Annotated in this window: 32 protein-coding genes; all 32 read left to right on the top strand. The window is 38.4% G+C overall.

The features are described 5' to 3' along the window. The first annotated feature begins 5 nt into the window (after positions 1-5). The 32 genes from fusA to rplQ all read left to right on the top strand — a co-directional run bounded on the left by fusA (position 6) and on the right by rplQ (position 18,028). A complete protein-coding gene (gene fusA, locus Q5I67_RS01880; protein WP_302486179.1) occupies positions 6-2,084 on the top strand; it encodes an elongation factor G in 2,079 nt (692 codons plus the stop codon). Between the two features lie 20 nt (positions 2,085-2,104). Next, positions 2,105-3,292, top strand: a complete 1,188-nt coding sequence (gene tuf / locus Q5I67_RS01875; protein WP_302486178.1) for an elongation factor Tu — start codon at positions 2,105-2,107, stop codon at positions 3,290-3,292. 179 nt (positions 3,293-3,471) lie between these two features. Beyond that, positions 3,472-3,783 (top strand): 30S ribosomal protein S10, encoded by a 312-nt coding sequence (gene rpsJ / locus Q5I67_RS01870; protein WP_008538883.1) that lies wholly within the window; start codon positions 3,472-3,474, stop codon positions 3,781-3,783. 16 nt (positions 3,784-3,799) lie between these two features. Continuing rightward, positions 3,800-4,441, top strand: a complete 642-nt coding sequence (gene rplC / locus Q5I67_RS01865) for a 50S ribosomal protein L3 (protein WP_008538881.1) — start codon at positions 3,800-3,802, stop codon at positions 4,439-4,441. A 26-nt stretch (positions 4,442-4,467) separates the two neighbouring features. Beyond that, a complete protein-coding gene (gene rplD / locus Q5I67_RS01860; protein ID WP_296896968.1) occupies positions 4,468-5,091 on the top strand; it encodes a 50S ribosomal protein L4 in 624 nt (207 codons plus the stop codon). Next, a complete protein-coding gene (gene rplW / locus Q5I67_RS01855; protein WP_008538878.1) occupies positions 5,091-5,372 on the top strand; it encodes a 50S ribosomal protein L23 in 282 nt (93 codons plus the stop codon). Before rplD ends, rplW begins: the two co-directional genes overlap by 1 nt. A 30-nt stretch (positions 5,373-5,402) precedes the next feature. After that, complete coding sequence (gene rplB / locus Q5I67_RS01850; protein WP_296896965.1) at positions 5,403-6,239, top strand: 50S ribosomal protein L2; 837 nt, start codon at positions 5,403-5,405, stop codon at positions 6,237-6,239. A 62-nt stretch (positions 6,240-6,301) separates the two neighbouring features. Continuing rightward, positions 6,302-6,583, top strand: a complete 282-nt coding sequence (gene rpsS / locus Q5I67_RS01845) for a 30S ribosomal protein S19 (RefSeq protein WP_008538876.1) — start codon at positions 6,302-6,304, stop codon at positions 6,581-6,583. Between the two features lie 21 nt (positions 6,584-6,604). Next, positions 6,605-6,937 (top strand): 50S ribosomal protein L22, encoded by a 333-nt coding sequence (gene rplV / locus Q5I67_RS01840; protein WP_008538875.1) that lies wholly within the window; start codon positions 6,605-6,607, stop codon positions 6,935-6,937. Between the two features lie 19 nt (positions 6,938-6,956). Beyond that, complete coding sequence (gene rpsC / locus Q5I67_RS01835; RefSeq protein WP_296896962.1) at positions 6,957-7,631, top strand: 30S ribosomal protein S3; 675 nt, start codon at positions 6,957-6,959, stop codon at positions 7,629-7,631. After that, positions 7,631-8,068, top strand: coding sequence for a 50S ribosomal protein L16 (gene rplP, locus Q5I67_RS01830; protein ID WP_008538873.1), 438 nt, complete (start codon positions 7,631-7,633; stop codon positions 8,066-8,068). The genes rpsC and rplP overlap by 1 nt, the downstream gene beginning before the upstream one ends. Next, positions 8,058-8,252: a 50S ribosomal protein L29 gene (rpmC, locus tag Q5I67_RS01825; RefSeq protein WP_008538872.1), complete on the top strand. Its 195-nt coding sequence runs from the start codon at positions 8,058-8,060 to the stop codon at positions 8,250-8,252. Before rplP ends, rpmC begins: the two co-directional genes overlap by 11 nt. A 57-nt stretch (positions 8,253-8,309) precedes the next feature. Further along, entirely contained in the window at positions 8,310-8,570 is a 261-nt protein-coding gene (gene rpsQ / locus Q5I67_RS01820) for a 30S ribosomal protein S17 (protein ID WP_008538871.1), read from the top strand. Positions 8,571-8,609: 39 nt separating this feature from the next. Beyond that, positions 8,610-8,978: a 50S ribosomal protein L14 gene (gene rplN / locus Q5I67_RS01815; protein WP_008538869.1), complete on the top strand. Its 369-nt coding sequence runs from the start codon at positions 8,610-8,612 to the stop codon at positions 8,976-8,978. Between the two features lie 24 nt (positions 8,979-9,002). Beyond that, positions 9,003-9,335 carry a 50S ribosomal protein L24 gene (gene rplX, locus Q5I67_RS01810; protein ID WP_008538867.1) on the top strand — a complete coding sequence of 111 codons (333 nt, stop codon included), beginning with the start codon at positions 9,003-9,005 and terminating at the stop codon, positions 9,333-9,335. 21 nt (positions 9,336-9,356) lie between these two features. Beyond that, a complete protein-coding gene (gene rplE, locus Q5I67_RS01805) occupies positions 9,357-9,896 on the top strand; it encodes a 50S ribosomal protein L5 (protein WP_008538865.1) in 540 nt (179 codons plus the stop codon). 25 nt (positions 9,897-9,921) lie between these two features. Continuing rightward, positions 9,922-10,107 carry a type Z 30S ribosomal protein S14 gene (locus Q5I67_RS01800; protein WP_008538864.1) on the top strand — a complete coding sequence of 62 codons (186 nt, stop codon included), beginning with the start codon at positions 9,922-9,924 and terminating at the stop codon, positions 10,105-10,107. Between the two features lie 27 nt (positions 10,108-10,134). Then, positions 10,135-10,533 carry a 30S ribosomal protein S8 gene (rpsH, locus tag Q5I67_RS01795; RefSeq protein WP_008538862.1) on the top strand — a complete coding sequence of 133 codons (399 nt, stop codon included), beginning with the start codon at positions 10,135-10,137 and terminating at the stop codon, positions 10,531-10,533. A 28-nt stretch (positions 10,534-10,561) separates the two neighbouring features. Continuing rightward, complete coding sequence (gene rplF / locus Q5I67_RS01790; RefSeq protein WP_008538860.1) at positions 10,562-11,107, top strand: 50S ribosomal protein L6; 546 nt, start codon at positions 10,562-10,564, stop codon at positions 11,105-11,107. Positions 11,108-11,143: 36 nt separating this feature from the next. Then, positions 11,144-11,503: a 50S ribosomal protein L18 gene (gene rplR / locus Q5I67_RS01785; RefSeq protein ID WP_008538859.1), complete on the top strand. Its 360-nt coding sequence runs from the start codon at positions 11,144-11,146 to the stop codon at positions 11,501-11,503. 22 nt (positions 11,504-11,525) lie between these two features. Then, positions 11,526-12,026: a 30S ribosomal protein S5 gene (gene rpsE / locus Q5I67_RS01780; protein WP_008538858.1), complete on the top strand. Its 501-nt coding sequence runs from the start codon at positions 11,526-11,528 to the stop codon at positions 12,024-12,026. A gap of 15 nt (positions 12,027-12,041) precedes the next feature. Beyond that, on the top strand, positions 12,042-12,227 hold the full coding sequence (gene rpmD / locus Q5I67_RS01775; RefSeq protein WP_008538857.1) for a 50S ribosomal protein L30: 186 nt from the start codon (positions 12,042-12,044) through the stop codon (positions 12,225-12,227). Positions 12,228-12,248: 21 nt separating this feature from the next. Next, entirely contained in the window at positions 12,249-12,689 is a 441-nt protein-coding gene (rplO, locus tag Q5I67_RS01770; protein ID WP_008538856.1) for a 50S ribosomal protein L15, read from the top strand. Further along, complete coding sequence (gene secY, locus Q5I67_RS01765; RefSeq protein WP_296897134.1) at positions 12,690-13,946, top strand: preprotein translocase subunit SecY; 1,257 nt, start codon at positions 12,690-12,692, stop codon at positions 13,944-13,946. An 11-nt stretch (positions 13,947-13,957) separates the two neighbouring features. After that, positions 13,958-14,602, top strand: coding sequence for an adenylate kinase (locus tag Q5I67_RS01760; protein WP_296897136.1), 645 nt, complete (start codon positions 13,958-13,960; stop codon positions 14,600-14,602). A gap of 263 nt (positions 14,603-14,865) precedes the next feature. After that, a complete protein-coding gene (gene infA / locus Q5I67_RS01755) occupies positions 14,866-15,084 on the top strand; it encodes a translation initiation factor IF-1 (RefSeq protein WP_008538853.1) in 219 nt (72 codons plus the stop codon). 57 nt (positions 15,085-15,141) lie between these two features. Further along, positions 15,142-15,255, top strand: a complete 114-nt coding sequence (rpmJ, locus tag Q5I67_RS01750; RefSeq protein WP_004092858.1) for a 50S ribosomal protein L36 — start codon at positions 15,142-15,144, stop codon at positions 15,253-15,255. Between the two features lie 15 nt (positions 15,256-15,270). Continuing rightward, positions 15,271-15,639, top strand: coding sequence for a 30S ribosomal protein S13 (gene rpsM, locus Q5I67_RS01745; protein ID WP_118036076.1), 369 nt, complete (start codon positions 15,271-15,273; stop codon positions 15,637-15,639). A 19-nt stretch (positions 15,640-15,658) separates the two neighbouring features. Then, positions 15,659-16,051: a 30S ribosomal protein S11 gene (gene rpsK / locus Q5I67_RS01740; RefSeq protein ID WP_018998532.1), complete on the top strand. Its 393-nt coding sequence runs from the start codon at positions 15,659-15,661 to the stop codon at positions 16,049-16,051. A 21-nt stretch (positions 16,052-16,072) separates the two neighbouring features. Next, positions 16,073-16,666 (top strand): 30S ribosomal protein S4, encoded by a 594-nt coding sequence (rpsD, locus tag Q5I67_RS01735; RefSeq protein WP_008538847.1) that lies wholly within the window; start codon positions 16,073-16,075, stop codon positions 16,664-16,666. 43 nt (positions 16,667-16,709) lie between these two features. Further along, positions 16,710-17,666: a DNA-directed RNA polymerase subunit alpha gene (locus Q5I67_RS01730; RefSeq protein WP_008538846.1), complete on the top strand. Its 957-nt coding sequence runs from the start codon at positions 16,710-16,712 to the stop codon at positions 17,664-17,666. A 20-nt stretch (positions 17,667-17,686) separates the two neighbouring features. Further along, positions 17,687-18,028, top strand: coding sequence for a 50S ribosomal protein L17 (gene rplQ / locus Q5I67_RS01725; protein WP_027889375.1), 342 nt, complete (start codon positions 17,687-17,689; stop codon positions 18,026-18,028). Positions 18,029-18,048: the final 20 nt, after the last annotated feature.

Below are 18,048 nucleotides of genomic sequence, written 5' to 3'. Positions count from 1 at the left end.
AGTAAGTGGCAAGAGCGTTTTCCCTTGAAAAAACTCGTAACATTGGTATTATAGCACATATTGATGCTGGTAAAACCACTACTACAGAGCGTATTCTGTTCTACACAGGTATACTTCATAAAATGGGTGAAGTTCATGAAGGTGGAGCAACAATGGACTGGATGGCACAGGAAAAAGAAAGAGGTATTACAATTACTTCTGCTGCAACAACTTGCCATTGGAAAAACCATCGTATCAACATCATTGATACACCAGGCCACGTGGATTTCACAGTTGAAGTAGAACGCTCTCTTAAAGTACTTGATGGTGCTGTTACAGTATTATCCGCAAAAAGCGGTGTTGAACCTCAGTCTGAAACAGTTTGGCGTCAAGCTGAAAGATATCATGTACCTCGTATGGTATACGTTAACAAAATGGATATCGTAGGTGCTGATTATTATAATGTTCTCAAAATGATGGTTGAACGTCTTAACGCACATCCAGTTGCTATTCAGATTCCAATCGGATCTGAAGATACATTCCAAGGTCTTATTGACTTAATTAAAATGAAAGCTGTAATCTACGAAGAAGATTATACAAAAGAACCTGAATCCGTAGAAATTCCAGCTGAATATAAAGAAAAAGCTGAAGAATATCGTCAGAAAATGCTTGATTCTGTTGCTGAAACAGATGATGAATTAATGATGAAATATCTTGAAGGCGAAGAACTTACTGAAGAAGAAATTAAAGCAGCAATTCGTAAAGCTACAATTGCTTGTGAAATTTGTCCAGTAGTTTGCGGTTCTTCCTACAAAGATAAAGGTATTCAGCCTATGCTTGATGCTGTTGTTGACTATATGCCAGCTCCAGTTGATATTCCAGCAATAAAAGGTATTAATCCAGAAACAAATGAAGAAGACCATCGTGATTCTAGCGATGAAGAACCATTCGCAGCGTTAGCATTCAAAATCATGGCTGACCCATTTGTTGGTAAACTTGCATTCTTCCGTGTATACTCCGGTACATTAAATGCTGGTTCTTATGTATATAACTCTACAAAAGGCAAAAAAGAACGTATCGGCCGTATCTTACAGATGCATGCAAACAACCGTAAAGAAATTGAAGTTGTTTATAGCGGTGATATCGCTGCTGCTGTAGGTCTTAAAGATACTACAACTGGTGATACACTTTGCGATGAAAATCATCCAATTGTTCTCGAATCTATGGAATTCCCAGACCCAGTTATTTCTGTAGCTGTAGAACCAAAAACTAAAGCTGACCAGGAAAAAATGGGTATTGCTCTTCAGAAATTAGCAGAAGAAGATCCTACATTCCGTGTAAGAACTGATGCTGAAACTGGACAGACAATCATCTCTGGTATGGGTGAATTACATCTCGATATTATCGTAGACCGTATGAGCCGTGAATTTAAAGTAGATTGTAAAGTAGGTAAACCACAGGTTGCTTACCGTGAAACAATTCGCAAAACAGTTAAATCTGAAGGTAAATTCGTTCGTCAGTCCGGTGGTAAAGGTCAATATGGTCATTGCTGGCTTGAACTTATTCCACAGGATCCAGGTGAAGGTTTCTCCTTCGAAAGTAAAATCGTTGGTGGTGCTATTCCTAAAGAATACATCGGACCAATCGAAAATGGTATCAAAGAAGCTATGGAAAACGGTGTTGTTGCTGGTTATCCAATGGTTGATATCAAAGCTGTCGTTTATGATGGTTCTTATCATGAAGTTGACTCCTCAGAAATGGCCTTCAAAGTTGCAGGTTCTATGGCATTCAAAGCTGGTGCTTTAAAAGCAAATCCAGTATTATTAGAACCATATGTAAAAGTTGAAGTTACTGTTCCTGAAGAATATATGGGCGATGTAATTGGTGACTTAAACTCCCGTCGTGGTCGTATCGAAGGTATGGAACCACGTAATGGCGTACAAGTAATCAACGCATTTGTTCCACTTTCTGAAATGTTCGGTTATGCAACCGACTTACGCTCTAAAACACAGGGTCGTGGGAACTACTCCATGGAAGTTTCTTACTATGATGAAGTTCCTAAAAATATATCTGATGCTATTGTCGCTAAATCAAAAGGCGAATAATAAAGGAGGAAATTAATTAAATGGCTAAACAGAAGTTTGAAAGAACTAAACCACATGTAAACATTGGTACAATCGGTCACGTTGACCATGGTAAAACTACTTTAACTGCTGCTATCACTAAAGTTTTATCTGAAAAAGGTATGGCTCAGTTCGAAGATTACAGCATGATTGATAAAGCTCCAGAAGAACGTGAACGTGGTATTACAATCAACACTGCACACGTTGAATATGAAACTGATAAAAGACATTATGCTCACGTAGACTGCCCAGGCCATGCTGACTATGTTAAAAACATGATCACTGGTGCTGCTCAGATGGACGGTGCTATCCTCGTTGTTAGTGCTGCTGATGGCCCTATGCCTCAGACTCGTGAACACATCCTTCTTGCTCGTCAGGTTGGTGTTCCAGCTATCGTTGTATTCCTCAACAAAGCTGACCAGGTTGATGATCCTGAACTTCTCGAACTCGTTGAAATGGAAGTTCGTGAACTTCTCTCCAGCTATGACTTCCCAGGTGATGATATCCCTGTAGTAACTGGTTCCGCTCTTCAAGCTCTTGAAGGTGACGAAGAAGCTAAAAAGAAAATCCTTGAATTAATGGATGCTGTTGATGATTATATCCCAACTCCAACTCGTGACACTGATAAACCATTCTTAATGCCAGTTGAAGACGTATTCACAATCACTGGTCGTGGTACAGTTGCTACTGGCCGTGTAGAACGTGGTGAACTCAAACTTGGTGACACTGTTGAAATCGTTGGTCTTTCCGAAGAAAAGAAATCCACTACTGTAACTGGTATCGAAATGTTCCGCAAAATGCTTGATAGCGCTGTTGCTGGTGACAACATCGGTGCATTACTTCGTGGTGTAGACCGTAAAGAAATTGAACGTGGTCAAGTACTTGCTAAACCTGGTACTATTCATCCACACAAAAAATTCAAAGCTCAGGTTTACGTTCTTACTAAAGAAGAAGGTGGACGTCATACTCCATTCTTCTCCAACTATCGTCCACAGTTCTATTTCCGTACTACTGACGTTACTGGTGTTGTAACTCTTCCAGAAGGTACAGAAATGGTTATGCCTGGCGATAACATTGAAATGTCTATCGAACTTATCACTCCAATCGCTATTGAAAAAGGTCTTCGCTTCGCTATTCGTGAAGGTGGCCATACAGTAGGCGCTGGTCGTGTAATCGAAATCGACGAATAATTTTAAGCTTAAGAGCTTATTACTTTTAATAATTAATTTGTATAAGGGCGGCATTTTGCTGCCCTTATATAAAGTTCTTTTAAAATGCGATGACGCGGCAGATTGCTTGCATAAGGCAAGGGAACTGGCGTGGAGAAATTGTCCGGGTCAAGAATCTGGGCGACAAGGAGGAAAATAATTTGGCTAAACAGCAGAAAATCAGAATTCGTTTAAAAGCATATGATCACAAAGCACTTGATCAGAGCTCCGTTAAAATTGTTGAAACAGCTAAAAGAACAGGTGCAATGGTATCTGGTCCTATTCCATTGCCTACCGAAAAAAATATTTTTACAATTTTAAGATCTCCACATGTTAATAAAGACTCCCGTGAACAGTTCGAAATGAGAACTCACAAACGTCTTATTGACATTTTAGAACCAACATCTAAAACTGTTGACGCTTTAATGCGTTTAGATTTGCCAGCAGGTGTGGATATCGAAATTAAATTGTAAGAGGAGGTGGCAATAGATGGCAAAAGTAATTTTAGGTAAAAAACTTGGCATGACTCAAATCTTTACTGAAGAAGGTAAAGTAGTTCCTGTTACAGTTGTAGAATCCGGTAAAAATGTTGTTCTTCAGAGCAAAACTGTTGAAACTGATGGCTATAATGCTGTTCAGATTGGCTTTGGAACAGTTAAAGAAAAAAATGTAACTAAACCAATGAAAGGCCATTTCGCAAAAGCTGGCGTTGAACCAGTAAAATTCATTCGCGAATTACGCCTTGCAGATGTTCCTGAATATAAGGCTGGTGACTCCATCAGCGTTGACATATTTGGTGCCGGTGATTTAGTTGATGTTACTGGTACTTCCAAAGGTAAAGGTTTTGCCGGCGGTATTAAACGTCATAACTTTGCTAGAGGTCCTATGGGTCACGGTTCTAAATCTCATCGTGAACCAGGTTCTACAGGTGCTATGATTTCTGGTCATGGTGGACGTGTACTAAAAGGTAAAAAATTACCAGGCCGTATGGGTGGCGCTAAAGTTACAGTTCAGCGTTTAAGCGTTGTACGTGTTGATGCAGACCGTAACCTTATTTTAATCAAAGGTGCTATTCCTGGTGCTAAAAATAGCTTTGTTGTTATTAAAGATACAGTTAAACCTAAGAAATAATAATTGGAAGGAGGATATGCTATATTATGCCTAAAGTAGCAGTTTATACAGTTGCCGGCCAGCAGATCGGTGATATCGAATTAAATGAAAGCGTATTTGGCGTTGAAGTTAACGAAGGCCTTGTTCATCAGGCTGTAGTAATGCAGTTGGCAGCTCAGCGTTTAGGAACGCATGCAACAAAAACTAGAGGTTTAGTACGCGGTGGCGGTCGTAAACCTTGGAAACAAAAAGGTACAGGTCGTGCTCGTAGCGGAAGCACCCGTTCCCCACTTTGGGTAGGCGGTGGTACAATCTTTGGTCCATCTCCTCGTTCCTATGCATTCAGAATGCCTCGTAAACAGCGTCGTTTAGCTATTAAATGCGCTTTAACAGATAAAGTAAACAATGGTGATTTCATTGTATTAGAAAGCTTAGATTTCGCAGCTCCTAAAACAAAAGAAGTTGTAAAAATGATGAGCGATTTCAACGTTGCAGAGAAAGCTCTTATCGTTACTGCTGATGTAGTAGAAAACGTAGAGAAATCTTCTCGCAATATCCCTGGTGTAAAAGCTATCAGTTCTTGCGGATTAAATGTATATGATATCTTAAATCATAACAAACTCTTCATTACTAAAGATGCTATTACACGTATTGAGGAGGTATTAGCATAATGGAAGCTAGAGATATCATTATCAGACCGCTTGTTACAGAAATGACAACTGAATTGATGGAAGAAGGCAAATACGTATTTGTAGTTGCTAAAGAAGCTAACAAAATTGAAATTGCCAAAGCAGTATCTACAATTTTCAATGTAAAAGTTGAATCTGTAAATACAGTTAACGTTCTTGGTAAAGTAAAACGTATGGGCCGTAATCTTGGCAAACGTTCTGACTATAAAAAAGCAATCGTAAAACTTGCAGCTGGAGAAACTATCGAGTTCTTCCAAGCTTAAGTAAAAAGATAAAAAAAGGAGGTTAATTAAGTGGCAATAAAGAGTTTTAAACCTTATTCTGCAGGTAGAAGATTTATGACTGTTTCTTCTTTCGAAGAAATTACAGCTAAAAAACCTGAGAAATCCTTGGTTGAAAGTCTTAAAAAGAACGGTGGTCGTAACTTCCAGGGCCGTTTAACAGTAAGACATCAAGGCGGCGGACACAAACGTTTATATCGTATAATCGATTTCAAACGTAATAAAGATGGTGTTCCAGCACGCGTTGCTACTATAGAATATGATCCAAACCGTAGCGCTCGTATCGCACTTCTTAACTATTTCGATGGTGAGAAACGTTACATCTTAGCTCCAGATGGATTAAAAGTTGGTGACCAGATCGTATCCGGTCCAGAAGCAGATATTAAAGTAGGTAATGCATTACCACTTGCTAATATTCCACTTGGTACATTAGTACACAACATTGAAATGAAAATCGGTAAAGGCGGCCAGATGGTTCGTTCCGCTGGTGCAGCTGCTCAGCTCATGGCTAAAGAAGGCAACTATGCTCTCTTACGTATGCCATCCGGTGAAATCCGTAAAATTCATATCAACTGCCGTGCAACAATCGGTCAGATTGGTAACTTAGAACATGAAAACCTCACAATTGGTAAAGCAGGTCGTAACCGTTGGTTAGGCGTTCGTCCTGAAAACCGTGGTGTTGCGATGAACCCTAATGACCATCCACATGGTGGTGGGGAAGGCCGTAGCCCAGTTGGACGTAAACATCCTGTTACTAAATGGGGTAAATGTGCTATGGGTGCTAAAACTCGCCGTAAAAAAGCATCTGATAAACTTATCGTTAAACGTCGTGCAAAACGTCGTAAATAATAAATTTGTGAATAAGGTAGCTTAACTGATTACCTTATTCTAAAATGAAAGGAGGACATATTTTGTCAAGATCAGTAAAAAAAGGACCTTACGTTGCTGAAAGCCTCGAAAAGAAAATTGATGCTTTAAATGCAGCTAATGACAAAAAAGTTGTTAAAACTTGGTCCCGCAGTTCGACAATCCTTCCTACATTTGTAGGCCATACAATTGCAGTTCATGATGGTCGCAAACATGTACCTGTATATGTTACAGAAGACATGGTTGGTCATAAACTTGGTGAATTTGCACCAACAAGAACATACAAAGGCCATGCTGGCGAAGAAAGACGTACATCTTTAAGATAATTGTTGAAAGGAGGAACAACTGTGGAAGCTAAAGCAGTAGCAAAATATATCCGTATTTCTCCGCGTAAAGTACGTATTGTTATGAATCTTATTCGTGGCAAAAACGTAGCTGACGCGTTTGCAATATTAAAATTCACACCTAAAGCAGGTGCTGATGTAATTAATAAAGTTTTAAAATCAGCAGTAGCAAATGCTGAAAATAATTTTGATATGAATCCTGATAACCTCTATGTGGCTACAGCATTCGTTGATCAGGGACCTACCCTTAAACGTATTCACCCACGTTCCCGTGGACAGGCATTCAAAATCTTAAAACGTACATCTCATGTTACGATCGTAGTTAAAGAAAAATAATTAGAAGGAGGGAATAGATTTGGGACAAAAAGTTAATCCACATGGTATGCGTCTTGGTATCGTAAAAACTTGGGATGCGAAGTGGTATGCTGGTAAAGATTTCGCTGCTAACTTACACGAAGATATTAAAATTCGTAGCTTCTTAAAAGAAACTTTAAAAGTTGCTGGCGTATCTAAAATTGAAACAGAACGTTCTAAAAATCGTCTCAGATTAACTATTCATACTGCTAAACCTGGTATGGTTATCGGCCGTGGTGGTTCTGGTATTGAACAGCTCAAAAAAGGCCTTAAAAAATACACTGATAAACACGTAGATATTAATATCGCAGAAATTAAACAGCCAGATATGGATGCTACACTCGTTGCTGAAAACATCGCTTCTCAGCTCGAACGCCGTGTTGCTTTCCGTCGTGCAATGAAACAGGCTGTTAGCCGTACAATGCGTATGGGTGCAAAAGGTATTAAAGTAACAGTAGGTGGCCGTCTCGGCGGTGCTGAAATTGCTCGTAGTGAATCTTACCGTGAAGGTAGTATTCCACTTCATACTTTACGTGCTGATATTGATTATGGTACAGCTGAAGCACATACAACTTATGGCCGTCTTGGCGTAAAAGTATGGATCTTCAAAGGTGAAGTTCTTCCTGAAAAGAAACTTGCTGCACAGGCAGAAGCTGTTGAAGGGAGCGAAGATTAATGTTAATACCTAAAAGAGTAAAATACCGTAAACAGTTCCGTGGTACTATGAAAGGTAAAGCTCATAAAGGTAATACTGTAGTACATGGTGAATTCGGTTTACAAGCTCTCGAACCTGCATGGATTACAAACCGTCAGATCGAAGCAGCTCGTATTGCGATGACTCGTTATATTAAACGTGGTGGTCAGGTTTGGATTAAAATCTTCCCTGATAAACCAGTAACTGCAAAACCTGCTGAAACTCGTATGGGTAGCGGTAAAGGTTCACCTGAATACTGGGTAGCAGTAGTTAAACCAGGTCGTATTATGTTTGAAATGGGCGGCGTTAGCGAAGAAGTTGCTAAAGAAGCTATGCGTCTTGCAAGCCATAAACTCCCAATCAAAACAAAATTTGTTAAGCGTGAAGTGCAAGGGGAGGGTGAAGTAAATGAAGGTTAATGAAATACGTGAAATGAGTGCTGGCGAACTTAACCAGAAACTTGCTTCGCTTAAAGAAGAATTATTCAACCTCAGATTCCAGCTTGCTACAGGTCAGCTTGAAAACCCTATGCGTATCAAAGAAGTTAAAAAAACTATTGCTCGTATTAAAACTATTCAACGCGAACAAGAATTAAAAGCTTAATAGTTTAGATTGATTAATAGATAATAAATGATATGCAGAAGGAAGGAGGTTCTTTTAATGAGCGAAATTAGAAATGAACGCAAGACTAAAGTTGGTAAAGTTGTAAGCGACAAAATGGAAAAAACTATTGTTGTTGCTGTAGTTGATACTGAAAGTCATCCACTCTACAAAAAATCAGTTAAGAAAACTGTTAAATTTAAAGCACATGATGAAAACAACGAAGCTCACGTAGGAGATACAGTTTCTATTATGGAAACTCGTCCTTTATCTAAAGATAAACGTTGGAGACTCGTTGAAATTCTTGAAAGAGCAAAATAATTTGTTACTTAATAGAGAATTTTAGAAGGAGGTAAAGCAATGATTCAGCAACAAACAATGTTGAATGTTGGTGATAACACTGGTGCAAAAGAAATTATGTGTATCCGTGTAATGGGCGGTTCTTATCGTAAATATGCCAACATTGGTGATATAATCGTAGCTGCAGTTAAATCTGCTTCACCTGGTGGTATGGTTAAAAAAGGTGACGTTGTTAAAGCTGTAGTAGTACGTTCTAAAAAGGGTTTACGTCGTGTTGACGGTTCTTATATCCGCTTTGATGAAAACGCTGCTGTTATTATTAAAGATGATAAAACTCCACGCGGAACTCGTATTTTTGGCCCGGTAGCCAGAGAATTACGTGACAAAGATTTCATGAAAATCGTTTCACTGGCACCAGAAGTAATTTAATAAATAGACAGGAGGTGCCAAGATTTGTCACAGGCTAAATTGCATGTAAAAAAAGGTGATACAGTTTTAGTATTATCCGGTAAAGATAAAGGTAAACAAGGTAAAATCCTTCAGGCTATGCCTGCTAAAGATAAGGTTGTAGTTGAAGGCGTTAACAAAATTAAACGTCACACTAAACCTAATCAGAAAGCTCCAAACGGCGGTATCATTGAAAAAGAAGCTCCTATGTTCGCTTCTAAAGTAATGGTAGTTTGCCCAGCTTGCTCTAAAGCAACTCGTGTTGCGAAAAAAGAAATTGATGGTAAAATGGTTCGTGTATGCAAAAAATGCGGTGAAGCATTAGACCAAGCAAAATAATTGAGGAAGGAGGATATCTTGGTGGATAGATTACAAGAAAAATATATCAATGAAGTTGTTCCTGCTATGACTGAAAAATTCGGTTATAAAAATGTAATGCAACTTCCTAAGATTGAAAAAGTTATCATTAGTATGGGTGTTGGTGAAGCTGCTCACAACTCTAAAGCATTAGATTCTGCTGTAGCTGACCTCACTATTATCGCTGGTCAAAAACCTGTTTTGACTCGTGCGAAAAAATCTCTTGCTGCATGGAAATTACGTGCAGGAATGCCTATTGGCGCTAAAGTTACTCTTCGTGGAACTCGTATGTATCAGTTCCTTGATAAATTTATGAATATCGCTTTGCCTCGCGTTCGTGACTTCCGTGGCGTAAGCCCTAAAGCTTTTGATGGTCGCGGAAACTATTCAGTTGGTCTTAAAGAACAATTGATTTTCCCTGAAATCGAATATGATAAAATCGAAAAAATTCATGGTATGAATATTATTATTGTTACTACGGCAAAGACTGATGAAGAAGCTAGAGCTCTTCTTAAATTAATGGGTATGCCGTTTAGTGCTTAATTCTTAAGAGGAGGTATACTGATCTATGGCCAGAAAGGCAATGGTCCAGAAATGGAGTCAAGAACCTAAATTCAAGGTTCGTAAATATAACAGATGCAAAATCTGTGGTCGTCCACACGGTTATATGCGTAAATTTGAAATGTGCCGTATCTGTTTCAGAGAACAGAGCTATAAAGGCGCAATCCCTGGCGTAACAAAAGCTAGTTGGTAAGGTTGAAAGAAAGGAGGATATCGATTTATGGGAATGACTGATCCTATTGCAGATATGTTAACTCGTTTGCGTAATGCAAACTCCGTACTTCATGATAAAGTTGAAATTCCTGGTTCTAAAATTAAACAGGCTATTGCAGAAGTTCTTAAAGAAGAAGGTTTCATTAAAGACTTCTCCTTCGCAGAAGATAACAAACAAGGTGTTATTACAATTAACTTGAAATATGGTCCAAACCGTGAACAAGTAATCACTGGTATTAAACGTATTTCTAAACCTGGTCTTCGTGCTTATGCTAAGAAAGATCAATTACCTCGCGTACTTGGTGGTCTTGGTATTGCTATCATCTCTACTTCTAAAGGTATTATGAGTGATAAACAAGCACGTCGTGAAGGTGTTGGCGGCGAAGTTTTAGCTTACGTATGGTAAAATTAGTTTTAGACTAGGAGGTGTACAGATGTCAAGAATTGGTAGAGAACCGATTACAATCCCTGCTGGGGTTACTGTAACAGTTGATGAACATAATCACGTAGCGGTTAAAGGACCTAAAGGTGAAATTAGCCGTGACTGTCATAAAGATATGAAAATTACAGTAGGTGAAGGCGTTGTAACAGTAGAACGTCCATCCGAAGATAAAATGCATAGATCTTTACATGGTCTTACTCGTACTCTTATCAACAATATGGTTGTAGGTGTAACACAAGGCTTTGTAAGAAATCTTGAAATTAATGGTGTAGGTTATAGAGCTGCACAGGCTGGTAAAAACCTTAACTTATCCTTAGGTTTTTCCCATCCAGTAGTTGTTGAACCTCCTGTTGGAATCAAATTAGAAGCTCCTGCTCCTAACAAGATTGTTGTATCTGGTATCGATAAAGAAGCAGTTGGCGCTATGGCAGCTAAAATTCGTTCTTACAGAGAACCTGAACCTTACAAAGGAAAAGGTATTAAGTACGAAGGCGAACATATCCGTCGTAAAGCTGGTAAAACTGGTTCTAAGAAATAATAATCTTTAGTTAGAAATAGAAAGGAGAGGCTGGTTTTGTTTAATAAACAGGATAAAAATAAAGCTCGTCAGAAACGTCATTTAAGAGTTCGTAATCATATTTCTGGCACAGCTGAAAGACCTCGTTTAAACGTATTCCGTAGCTTAAGCAACATTTATGCTCAAGTTATTGATGATGTTAATGGTGTTACATTAGTATCCGCAAGCTCCAAAGATAAAGATTTCAACGCTTACGGCGGTAACATCGAAGCAGCTAAAGCTGTAGGTGCAGCTGTAGCAAAACGTGCTCTTGAAAAAGGCATTACTGAAGTTGTATTTGACCGCGGTGGCTATGTATATCATGGTCGTGTAGCAGCTTTAGCAGATGCAGCTCGTGAAGCTGGTCTAAAATTCTAATATTGGAACAGGAGGTAAATTAATGGCCAAGATTGACGCTAACGCACTTGAATTAGAAGAAAAAGTTGTGTATATTAATCGCGTTGCTAAGGTTGTAAAAGGTGGCCGTCGCTTCTCTTTCAGCGCTCTTGTTGTAGTAGGCGATAAAAACGGTCATGTTGGTGCAGGTCTCGGTAAAGCTAGCGAAGTACCTGAAGCAATCAGAAAAGGCATTGAAGATGCTAAAAAGAATCTTGTAGAAGTTTCTTTAGTAGATAAAACTATTCCACACGAAAGCCTCGGTGTATTCGGTGCAGGTCGTGTGCTCTTAAAACCAGCTGCAAAAGGTACTGGTGTTATCGCAGGTGGTCCAGCTCGTGCAGTATTAGAACTTGCAGGTGTTGGTAATATCTTAACAAAATCCCTTGGTTCTTCTAACCCTAATAACATGGTTCGTGCAACTATTAAAGGTTTAGAACAGCTTAAAAAAGCTGAGCTTGTAGCTGAACTTCGTGGAAAATCCGTTCAGGAACTTTTAGGTTAAGGAGGAAATATTTCAATGGCAAAAGTGAAAATTACCCTTACAAGAAGTCTGATCGGCAGACCTGAAACTCAGAGAAGAACAATTCAGGCTTTGGGATTACGTAAATTAAATTCTACAGTAGAACATGAAGATACAGCTACTATTAGAGGTATGATTCATAAAGTAGAACATCTTATTACAGTAGAAAAAATCGGCGAATAATTTAGAGGAGGTGTCCAGGTTATGAAATTACATGAATTATCACCAGCACCGGGCTCTAGAAAAGTTCGTATTCGTGTTGGTCGTGGTTTAGGTTCTGGTTTAGGTAAAACTTCCGGACGTGGTCATAAAGGTCAGAATGCTCGTTCTGGTGGCGGCGTACGTACAGGTTTTGAAGGTGGCCAGATGCCTTTATACCGTAGATTGCCAAAACGCGGCTTCAAAAATATTTTTGCAAAAGAATATGCTGAAGTAAACGTTTCTTCTTTAAATCGTTTTGAAGATGGCGCAACAGTAGATCCAGCAGCATTAGTAGAAGCAGGTATTCTTAAAAACGTTTGTGACGGTGTACGTGTTCTTGGTAACGGCGAAATTACTAAGAAATTGACTGTTGTAGCAAACGGCTTCACAAAATCTGCTGAAGAAAAAATTACAGCAGCAGGTGGAAAAGTAGAGGTGATCTAAGTGCTTTCAGCTCTTAGCAATATCCTCAAAATCACCGAATTGCGACAGAAAATAGTATTTACACTTATTATGTTTGCAATCTTCAGGCTCGGGACTCATATCCCGGTGCCTGGAGTAAATCCATCAATGATTGAACAGTTATTTAACAGCGGTAACTTGTTCGGATTATTGGATTTATTTTCCGGTGGTGCTTTAAGTAAATTCTCTCTCTTTGCTATGAGTATTACCCCATATATCAACGCGTCAATTATTATTCAATTATTGACCGTAGTAGTACCTACTTTAGAGCAATGGTCTAAAGAAGGTGAAGAGGGACATAAAAAGATAACCAAGACGACCCGTTATTTGACTGTTGTCTTGGCATTTTTACAAGCTATAGGTATGTCTATTGGTCTGAAACAGGCCATAATTAATCCTAGTATTACATCAATTCTTATTATTGCAATTACCCTAACAGCGGGAACAGTGTTCCTCATGTGGATTGGTGAGCAGATAACTGCACATGGTGTGGGAAATGGTATATCACTTATCATTTTCGCAGGTATCGTAGCAGCACTTCCACAAAATTTGGGTACTATATATAATTACTTGCAAGCAGGCACAATAAGCTATTTTAATGTGTTATTCTTTGCAATAATCGCCCTTGCTATGATTGTTTTTGTTATTGCCATTCAGCAAGGACAACGTAGAGTTCCGGTGTCCTACGCAAAACGCGTTGTAGGTCGTAAAACTTACGGCGGCCAGTCTACGCATATACCGCTTAAAGTAAATCAGGCCGGCGTTATTCCAATCATCTTTGCATCATCAGTATTGATGTTCCCAGCTACATTAGCTCAGTTTGTACAAACTCCTTGGATTAAGACAATTGCTGATTATTTCCAATGGGGAACACCTTTCCAAAGTGCTGTATATGCATTATTGATCTTATTTTTTACGTATTTTTACACTGCGGTTACATTTAAAATTCCGGACCTCGCTGATAATTTGAAAAAATACGGTGGTTTTATTCCTGGAATTCGTCCAGGTCAGGCAACTGCAGATTATTTAGACCGTATTATGACACGTATTACATTAGCGGGTGCATTTTTCCTTGCATTCATTGCAATCTTACCAACAATGATAGCGGGTGCTACACATATTGAAGGAATTCATTTTGGTGGTACAGCGTTATTAATCGTAGTAGGGGTTGCTCTTGATACGATGAAACAAATTGAATCAATGGTCGTAATGCGCCATTATGAAGGTTTTATGAAGTAAGGAGGATTTTTATGCACATCCTTTTAATGGGCCCTCCTGGTGCTGGTAAAGGTACACAGGCAGCTAGGCTAGTAGAAGAATTTAAAATTCCTCATATCTCCACTGGGGATATGTTTCGTGCAGCAGTAAAAGAAGGTACTGAACTTGGAAAACAAGCAAAAGCTTGCATGGATGCTGGACAATTAGTTCCAGATGAAGTTACAATTGGTATTGTAAAAGAACGTTTAGCTAAAGCTGACTGCGAAAAAGGATTTATTTTGGATGGTTTTCCTCGTACAGTAGAACAAGCTGTGGCTTTGGATAAAATTTTAAATGAATTAGGTTTAAAACTCGACTGTGCATTAAACGTTGCTGTTCCAGCAAGTGAATTAATAAGAAGAGCAGTTGGTCGTCGCATTTGTAAAAAATGTGGTGCTACTTATCATGTAGAATTTAAGCCATCTAAGAAAGACGGAATTTGTGACGTGTGCGGCGGTGAACTTTATCAAAGAGCTGACGACAGCGAAGCAACAATGAAAAATCGTCTTTCTGTTTATGAAGAACAGACAAAGCCTCTTATTTCTTATTATGAAAAAGAAGAACTTTACAAAGAAGTTGACGGAAGTCAGTCAATGGATAAAGTATTCCAAGACATTGTTGCAATTTTGCGCAGTTAATTGATAATATAATACGGTAATATATCTGTATAAAAAAAGTGTGAAAAAAATCGCTGATAATGATATATTTAAACGCTGTAATATGTTATAATTAATATTCGGGCAGTGAACAGGAATGTTTTTCTGCGGCAGATAACAATAATGTTGGGCATGGCATTGCTGTAAAAACGGATTACTGACAGGTTTGGGCATATCATGGGCATGATAATTCAAACCTCAAAGAGTTTTCGGCCCAACTTAAGCTTTAATTGAAGGAGAATTTCATGTCTAAGCAAGATGTAATTGAAGTTGAAGGTAAAGTATTAGAAGCTTTGCCTAATGCAATGTTTAAGGTAGAGTTAGAAAACGGTCACGTTGTTTTAGCTCATGTTTCTGGTAAAATTCGTATGAATTTTATTCGCATCCTGCCGGGTGATAAAGTTACTATTGAACTTACGCCTTATGATTTGACCAGAGGCCGAATCACTTACCGTTTTAAATAAGACCTATTATAATTATAATTGATAGGCATTATAGCAATGTAGAAGGAGGTACATGCAGTGAAAGTTAGACCATCAGTAAAACCTATTTGTGAAAAATGTAAAGTTATTAAACGCAAAGGTCATGTAATGGTTATTTGCGAAAATCCTAAACATAAACAGAAACAAGGATAAGGAGGTGCTGATTGTATGGCACGTATTGCCGGTGTAGATTTACCACGCGATAAACGAGTTGAAATTGCTTTAACATATATTTTTGGTATTGGTCTTAAAACTTCTCAGAATATCTTAGCTGCTACTGGTATTAATCCAGATACTAGAGCACGTGATCTTACTGAAGATGAAGTTGCTAAGTTACGTGAATATATCGACAAAAATCACCTTGTAGAAGGTGACCTTCGTCGTGAAATTTCTTTGAATATTAAACGTTTAGTTGAAATTGGCTGCTATAGAGGTAGACGTCATCGTTTAGGTTTACCTGTACGTGGTCAGAACACTAAAAACAACGCTCGTACTCGTAAAGGTCCTAAAAAGACTGTAATGGGTAAAAAAGGCTAAGAAGAAGGAGGTTTAATAAGTGGCAGCAAATAAAACATCTCGTCCAAAGAGAAAAGATCGTAAAAATGTCGAATACGGTGTTGCACACATTCGTTCGACTTTCAATAATACAATTGTTACTATCACTGACAAAAATGGTAATGCTTTATCCTGGGCTAGTGCTGGTGGACTCGGTTTCAGAGGTTCCAGAAAAAGCACTCCATTTGCAGCTCAAATGGCAGCAGAAGTTGCAGCAAAAGCAGCAATGGAACATGGTTTAAAACAGGTTGAAGTATATGTAAAAGGTCCTGGTGCAGGTCGTGAAGCTGCAATCAGATCTTTACAGGCAACTGGTCTTGAAGTTAATATGATTAAAGATGTTACTCCAATTCCTCATAACGGTTGTCGCCCACCTAAACGTAGAAGAGTATAATTAGGAGGTTGAAGTAGAAATATGGCTATTGACAGAGTTCCTTCTCTGAAAAGATGTCGCGCTCTCGGTTTAGAAACAGCTGTAGTTGGTCTTGCAAAAAGCTCCAAAAGACAGCCTAAACGTTCTGGCCGCAAAGTAAGCGAATACGGAATGCAGTTAAAAGAAAAACAAAAAGCTAAATTTATATATGGTGTATTAGAAAAACAGTTTAGAGCTTATTATGATAAAGCTAAAACTATGCCAGGCGTAACTGGTGAAAACTTACTTGGTCTTCTCGAACGTAGAATTGACAATGTTGTTTTCCGTTTAGGTCTTGCATCCACTCGTCGTCAGGCTCGTCAGCTCGTTTCCCATGGTCACATCACTGTAAATGGTAAACGTCTTGATATTCCTTCCGCTTTAATTAAAGTTGGCGACGTAATCGGTGTTAAAGAAAAAAGCCGTGGTACAGCATTATTCAAAGAAATTGCTGAAAGCAAAAATGCTTTGAATGTACCAGCTTGGCTTACTGCTGATATCCAGAATCTTAGCGGTTCTGTTACTAGATTCCCTAACCGCGACGAAATCGATATTCCAGTTGATGAACAGGCGATTGTCGAATTGTACTCCAGATAATATGTCTGTGTTTTATAGCGCATAGAATAGGAGGTTGTTTCAGATGATCGAAATCGAAAAACCAAAGATTGAGATTGTAGAAATAAGTGAAGACAACCGTTATGGTAAATTTGTCTGTGAACCATTGGAACGCGGATATGGTACTACTCTTGGCAACAGTTTACGTCGTATTTTGTTGTCTTCTTTAGAGGGTGCAGCTATAACATCTATCAAAATTGATGGTGTTCTTCATGAATTTTCTACTATTCCTGGGGTTCGTGATGATGTAACAAACATTATCTTAAACTTAAAAGAATTATGCTTAAAAATGCATGATGAAGAACCTCATACCATTCGTATAGATGTTACTGGTGAAAAAGAAGTAACAGCAGCAGACATTATTGTTGATTCTGATATTGAAATTCTCAATAAAGATTTGCATATTGCTACTGTTGATGAAACTGGTTCTTTGAAAATGGAAATGGTAGTTGAACGTGGAAGAGGATATACTCCTGCTGATAAGAATAAAAAACCAGATCAGGTTATTGGTATTATCCCTATCGATTCCATCTTCTCTCCTATTCAAAGAGTTAACTACACAGTAACAGATACTCGTGTTGGTAATGTTACCGATTATGATAAACTTACATTAGAAGTATGGACTGATGGTTCTATAAAACCAGAAGAAGCAGTAAGTAAATCAGCTAGCATTTTGATTACTCACTTGCGTCTATTCCAGAATATGGGTGGTTCTGTAGAAGATATTCCTGCTGATGAAGGAATTTTCAATACACCAGAAGAAGATAATACTTCTAAAGTTATGGAAATGACAATCGAGGATCTTGATTTATCTGTACGTTCTTATAACTGCTTGAAGAGAGCTGAAATCAATACTGTTGCAGATTTAATGCAAAAGAGTGAAGATGATATGATCAAAGTTAGAAACCTTGGTCGTAAATCTCTTGAAGAAGTTAAGAAAAAATTACAGGAATTAGGATTAACACTCGCTGAAAAAGAATAACAGGAAAGGACAGGCTGCTAATGGGCTACAGTAAATTAGGACGCAACTCCAGTGCACGTAAAGCTTTATTCCGTAGTGTACTAGTTTCCCTCTTTAAACATGAACGCATTGAAACTACTGAAGCTAAGGCTAAAGAAATCAGCGGTCTTGCTGAAAAACTCATTACCCTTGCAAAACGCGATGACTTAAGTGCTCGTCGTCAGGTTGTTGCTGAACTTGTTGATAAAGAAGTTGCTAAAAAATTATTCGATGAAATTGCACCTAAATATAAAGAACGTAATGGTGGATACACTCGTATTCTTAAATTAGGCGTACGTCGTGGTGACGCTGCTCCAATGGCTCTTTTAGAGTTAGTAAAATAATTTAGAATTAGTAATTCATT

This window comes from uncultured Megamonas sp. (assembly GCF_958438645.1).
In the GTDB taxonomy this organism is placed as follows: Bacteria; Bacillota; Negativicutes; order Selenomonadales; family Selenomonadaceae; genus Megamonas.
Note: the sequence above shows the minus strand (reverse complement) of the source record. Positions and strands in the feature narration are given on the sequence as shown.